This window comes from Acinetobacter sp. YH01008 (assembly GCF_013420435.1).
In the GTDB taxonomy this organism is placed as follows: Bacteria; Pseudomonadota; Gammaproteobacteria; order Pseudomonadales; family Moraxellaceae; genus Acinetobacter; species Acinetobacter pseudolwoffii.
On sequence record NZ_VOYD01000010.1, the window covers coordinates 89,189 to 95,497 of the forward strand.

The following is a 6,309-nucleotide window of genomic DNA, read 5'->3' on the forward strand; positions in this document are numbered from 1 at the left end:
AATATTATTTTTATTCAAAATTCTCCCCCTCTCCAACCCTCTCCAAGGGAGAGGATTTTAAAAAACTTCATAAAAAAACGCTGCAAAAGCAGCGTTTTTTACTTATCTAATAATATTAGAAAACTTTAAGTAACAACCAGTACAAAGTACCTGATAAACAAATTGTGGCGGGTAAAGTGAAAACCCAGGCAGACAGAATGGTTTTCACCATCTGGAAGTTCAGACCTGACTTATTCGCCACCATGGTACCTGCAACCGCAGAGTTCAATACATGAGTGGTCGATACCGGCATCCCGAAACCATCCGCAGCCGCAATGGTCGACATCGCCACCAGTTCAGCAGACATACCCTGACCATAGGTCATATGCTGCTTACCAATACGCTCACCGACTGTCACCACAATACGCTTCCAGCCAACCATAGTACCCAGACCCAGCGCCAGAGCAACGGCCACTTTCACCCAGGTCGGGATGTATTGCAAGAATGAATCCAGACTGTCACGGTATTGATCTACCGTTTTGTCCTGTTCAGCCGTCATTGCAGGTAAAGCTTCTGCTTTGTCCAAACGCTTGAAAGCTGTGGTACTTAAGTACATGTCATTCCGGAATTCTGAAACCTGTGCTTCAGGCACTTCCCTAATGCTGCTATAGCTACCGACTTTTTCACCTAAATGATCTGTGAGGCTCGCCAATGCAGGCACCACTTCAGGGGTGATTTCTTTGGTTTGGATATAAGTCGTGATGATCTGACGCGCTTTTTCATCTTCAATATCCGCATGGTCTGGATAAATCGCATTGGCCGTTTGCGCAGACAATTGACCAAAAGTCTGGATATGCTGTTGATCTAAGTTTTTGTTGAGTGAGTACGCCATTGGTACACAGCCAATTAAAATCAACATGATCAGCCCCATGCCTTTTTGACCATCATTTGAACCGTGCGCAAAGCTGACACCGGTACAGGTAAAGATCAAAATGGCACGAATTAAAGGGGGTGGCGGTTTATTACCTTCAGGTGGCTGGAACAGCTCCACCTGTTTCTTGAAGATTTTTTTCACCAGCAAGAACAGCACAGCGGCAAATGCAAAACCGATTAAAGGCGAAAATAACAGCGCCTTACCGACTTTCATCACCTGCTCCATGTCTATACCCGATGCACCGCTGCTCGCGTGCAGAATGTAGTTCATGATACCCACTCCCAGAATCGAACCGATCAGGGTATGTGAGCTTGATGCAGGAATACCAAGAAACCATGTTCCCAGGTTCCAGACAATCGCAGCGATCAGCATGGCAAACACCATGGCAAAACCTGCTCCGGAGCCGACATTCATGATCAGCTCAACAGGTAACAGTGCAATAATACCGTAAGCCACCGCACCACTGGCCACCATAACCCCAAGGAAGTTACAGAAACCGGCCCACATTACAGCGACAGGCGCAGAAAGTGCATTGGTATAAATGACCGTGGCAACCGCATTGGCAGTATCGTGGAAGCCATTGACGAATTCAAAGCCCAGCGCAATAAACAATGCCGTCGCCAGGAGAATAATTGAATATAAACCCAGTGCAGGAACATGCGCTAAATCGGCAGACAATTGAAAACCGATATAAATAAGAGTAGAGATAATGACAGTTAGAAAAACTGGCATAAAGAATTTTGGTGTCGGCACGTGAACATTGGTCGACTTGTGCGAAGCCGACTCGTGTGCTGAATCTATGGGAGTTTGATTAGGATTCATGCAAGCAGGAATAGAGGATTCAAGAATTCCCCTATTGTTCAGTTAAATTGTGACAATTATATGACAAACTGCTGTCATATGAAGCAATAATTTAGATTTTCTTACTGCTGTTCGTCCTGTTTAATCCCGAGTAAAACACTGCTGTTTGATTCAATAAATCATCAACTTAAGATAAAATTCCAGCTTTTCAGAACTCAAAAACGTGTCCTGTTTTTGCGCTTAAAGCTTTGAAACTCCCTCTACGCTTAAGATGACAATAATTTCTATGTACAGAGCATAGTCAATAAATATGACAATTTCATGAATAAAAGCATCAGCTTAATTTTTCAAATATATTTTTGCCAGTTTTAGCCAGATCCCATTTTAAAGTTGAATACTTCATAGACCGGATAACAAAAACCTGTCTTGTTCTAACTGACTTATCAAATTTTCATATCATGTATATCCATCATTCTGAGAAAGGAGGCGCAGAATTCAAGCATTAATTCTGCTAATATGGCCGATGTTTTTTGATTTCTACTGAGAAAGTTTGAATGTCGACACTTGCCACCTTAAAAGAACTTCTTGCCAAGAAAATTTTAATTATCGATGGTGCGATGGGTACCATGATCCAGCGCCATAAACTGGAAGAAGCCGATTACCGTGGCGAGCGTTTTGCTGATTGGGCTTATGATCTGAAAGGCAATAACGACCTGCTCGTTTTGACACAACCACAAATCATTCAAGGTATTCATGAAGCTTACTTGGAAGCTGGCGCCGACATTATTGAAACCAATACCTTTAACGGTACGCGGGTTTCGATGTCTGACTATCATATGCAAGATCTGGTTCCCGAGATTAACCGTGAAGCCGCGCGTCTGGCCAAAGAAGCCTGTGCCAAATATTCAACCCCAGAAAAACCACGTTTTGTGGCAGGTGTGATTGGTCCGACATCACGTACCACGTCTATTTCTCCAAACGTCAACGATCCAGCCTTCCGCAACATCACTTTTGATGCCTTAAAAGTGGATTATATTGAATCAACCAAAGCGCTGATTGAAGGTGGTGTCGACATCATCCTGATTGAAACCGTATTCGATACTTTAAATGCCAAAGCTGCGATCTTTGCGGTGAAAGAAGTCTTTAAAGAACTGGGCTATGAACTGCCAATCATGATTTCAGGCACCATTACCGATGCATCTGGCCGTACCTTAACCGGTCAAACCGCAGAAGCGTTCTGGAACTCGATGCGTCATGCAGAACCGATCTCGATTGGTTTTAACTGTGCGCTTGGTGCAGATGCGATGCGTCCACACGTCAAAACCGTATCGGATGTAGCGGATACTTTTGTTTCAGCACATCCTAACGCTGGCTTGCCAAATGCCTTCGGTGGATATGATGAAACACCGGAAGAAACTGCAGCTTTCATTAAAGAATTTGCGGAAAGCGGTCTGATCAATATTACCGGTGGTTGCTGTGGTACCACACCGGATCACATCCGCGCAATTGCACAAGCAGTGGAAGGCATTAGCCCGCGTCAAATTCCTGAGATTGCGCCTGCCTGTCGTTTAAGCGGTTTAGAACCATTTAACATCACCCAGGATTCATTGTTTGTGAACGTCGGCGAGCGTACCAACGTCACCGGTTCGAAAAAATTCCTGCGTCTGATTCGTGAAGAAAACTTCGCCGAAGCACTCGATGTTGCCCGTCAGCAGGTTGAAGCCGGTGCACAAATTATCGATATCAACATGGATGAAGGCATGCTGGATTCACAAGGTGCCATGGTGCACTTCCTGAATCTGATTGCGTCTGAGCCGGATATTTCACGTGTGCCGATCATGCTCGATTCTTCTAAATGGGAGATTATCGAAGCAGGTTTGAAATGCGTGCAAGGTAAAGCCGTGGTGAACTCGATTTCCTTAAAAGAAGGTTATGACGAATTTGTCGAACGTGCCCGCCTGTGCCGTCAGTACGGTGCAGCAGTGATTGTGATGGCATTTGATGAAGATGGTCAGGCCGATACAGCAGCACGTAAAAAAGAGATCTGTAAGCGCTCTTATGATGTGCTGGTCAATGAAGTGGGCTTCCCTGCTGAAGATATTATCTTTGACCCGAACGTGTTTGCGATTGCGACAGGGATTGTAGAACATAATAACTATGCGGTTGATTTCATTGAAGCGACTGGCTGGATTAAAGAAAATCTACCCCATGCCATGATTTCAGGTGGTGTCTCTAACGTCTCGTTCTCATTCCGTGGTAATGAGCCAGTACGTGAAGCGATTCACTCAGTGTTCTTGTACCATGCCATTCAAAAAGGCATGACCATGGGGATTGTGAATGCCGGTCAAATGGCGATTTATGATGACATTGATAAAGAATTAAAAGCTGCCGTTGAAGATGTGGTTCAAAACCAGAATCAAGGCGAAAGTGGTCAGGATGCAACAGAACGGCTGCTGGCTGTCGCTGAAAAATATCGTGGTCAAAGTGGTACGCAAAAAGCCGAAGAAAACCTGGAATGGCGTAATGAATCTGTTGAAAAACGTCTTGAATATGCACTGGTCAAAGGCATCACGACGTATATTGACCAAGACACTGAAGAAGCCCGTTTAAAATCAACCCGTCCACTGGATGTGATTGAAGGCCCATTGATGGCAGGTATGAACGTGGTTGGCGACCTGTTTGGTGCCGGTAAAATGTTCTTGCCGCAGGTGGTAAAATCTGCGCGTGTGATGAAGCAGGCAGTGGCTTGGCTGAATCCGTTTATTGAAGCTGAGAAAACCCAAGCTGAAGCCAAAGGTAAAATCCTGCTCGCGACGGTAAAAGGTGACGTACACGACATCGGTAAGAACATTGTCGGCGTGGTGCTGGGCTGTAACGGTTATGACATCGTGGATCTGGGCGTGATGGTGCCGTGCGAGAAAATCCTGCAAACCGCAATTGATGAAAAAGTCGATATTATCGGTTTGTCTGGTTTGATTACACCGTCTCTGGACGAAATGGTCTTTGTTGCCAAAGAAATGCAGCGTAAAGGCTTTAATATTCCATTGATGATTGGTGGTGCAACCACCTCTAAAGCCCACACCGCTGTAAAGATTTCACCGCAATATCAAAATGATGGTGTGTACTACACAGCTGATGCTTCACGTGCCGTGGGTGTGGCAACACAATTGCTTTCTGCCGAGATGAAACCAAAACTGGCAACGGACTATGCGGCGGATTATGAAAAAATCCGTACACGTTTAGCCAATAAGCAGCCGAAAGCCGCCAAACTGTCTTATGCAAAATCAATTGAAAATGGCTTTAAAATTGATTTTGGTGCACACACTCCAGTAAAACCTAACTTCATTGGTTCGGAAACTTTCACCAATTATCCACTTGAAACCTTGGTGGAATATTTTGACTGGACACCGTTCTTTATTTCTTGGAGTCTGGCGGGTAAATTCCCGAAAATCCTGGAAGATGAAGTAGTGGGCGAAGCAGCACGTGACTTGTTTGAACAAGCACAAATTATGCTGAAAGATATCATCGAGAATAAACGTTTCGATGCGCGTACCACCTTCAGCATTTATCCTGCCAACCGTGTGGCAAGCGACACTGTTGCTGTGGCAGATGAAAATGGCAATGTGACCCATACTTTTGAACATCTACGTCAGCAGTCGGATAAAGTGACAGGCAAAGCCAACTATTCTTTGGCGGACTTTATTGCACAGAAAGATGTGGCTCAGGATTATTTGGGTGGTTTTACAGTTTCAATCTTTGGTGCGGAAGAGCTGTCGCAAGAATACAAAGCCAAAGGCGATGATTATTCTGCAATTATGGCGCAGGCTTTAGGTGACCGTTTTGCGGAAGCATTTGCTGAACATTTGCACCAGCGTATCCGTAAAGAATTTTGGGGCTACCAAGCAGATGAACAATTGTCGAATGAAGATTTGATTAAAGAGAAGTATGTCGGTATTCGTCCCGCACCGGGTTACCCTGCGTGTCCTGAACATTCTGAAAAAGCGCCACTCTTTGACTGGTTAGCTACAACTGACAAGATTGGAACTTACTTAACCTCTAGTTTTGCAATGTGGCCACCTTCATCAGTCAGCGGTTTCTATTATGCAAATCCTGAAACTGAATACTTTAACGTGGGTAAAATCTCTGGCGACCAATTGGAAGATTATGCGAAGCGTAAAGGTTGGACGCTGGATGAAGCGAAACGTTGGTTAGCGCCGAATTTGGATGATTCAGTGGTGTAATCCCCCTCAATCCCCCTTTTCCAAAGGGGGAAGAATCCATTCGTGTCGAATATAAAAAATCCCCTCAAGTGAGGGTTTTTTTTGTTATTAATCTCCCTAAATCCCTCTTTAAAAAAGAGGGACTTTCACGTATCAAATTCATTACGTGACAGCTCCTCCCATTTTTAAAGAGATGTTGGGAGGGATTAAAAAATCACGTAAATTAAACTATACTAAACCATTAAAACGGCTTTGTTGCACAAACCTAGCATCAAAAGCTTATTCAGCAATATAATTTCAAAATGAATAAGCCTGCCTCTAAAATCTACCGTACAACCAATTGGTCATCCTATAACCGAGCCTTAATTAACCGAG

At 44.3% G+C, this 6,309-nt stretch carries 2 protein-coding genes; one reads left to right on the plus strand and one right to left on the minus strand.

Translation table 11 applies throughout. The features are described 5' to 3' along the window. Nucleotides 1-115: 115 nt before the first annotated feature. Nucleotides 116-1,735: an inorganic phosphate transporter gene (locus FTT75_RS07920; RefSeq protein WP_005096235.1), complete on the minus strand. Its 1,620-nt coding sequence runs from the start codon at nucleotides 1,733-1,735 to the stop codon at nucleotides 116-118. A gap of 533 nt (nucleotides 1,736-2,268) precedes the next feature. Between FTT75_RS07920 and metH the strand changes: the two genes are divergently transcribed. After that, nucleotides 2,269-5,955: a methionine synthase gene (gene metH / locus FTT75_RS07925; protein ID WP_180186210.1), complete on the plus strand. Its 3,687-nt coding sequence runs from the start codon at nucleotides 2,269-2,271 to the stop codon at nucleotides 5,953-5,955. Nucleotides 5,956-6,309: the final 354 nt, after the last annotated feature.

Bases quoted from the DNA above. Each gene is read 5' to 3' on its own strand.
- FTT75_RS07920 (WP_005096235.1), bottom strand. From the start codon at position 1,735: ATGAATCCTAATCAAACTCCCATAGATTCAGCACACGAGTCGGCTTCG.
- metH (WP_180186210.1), top strand. From the start codon at position 2,269: ATGTCGACACTTGCCACCTTAAAAGAACTTCTTGCCAAGAAAATTTTA.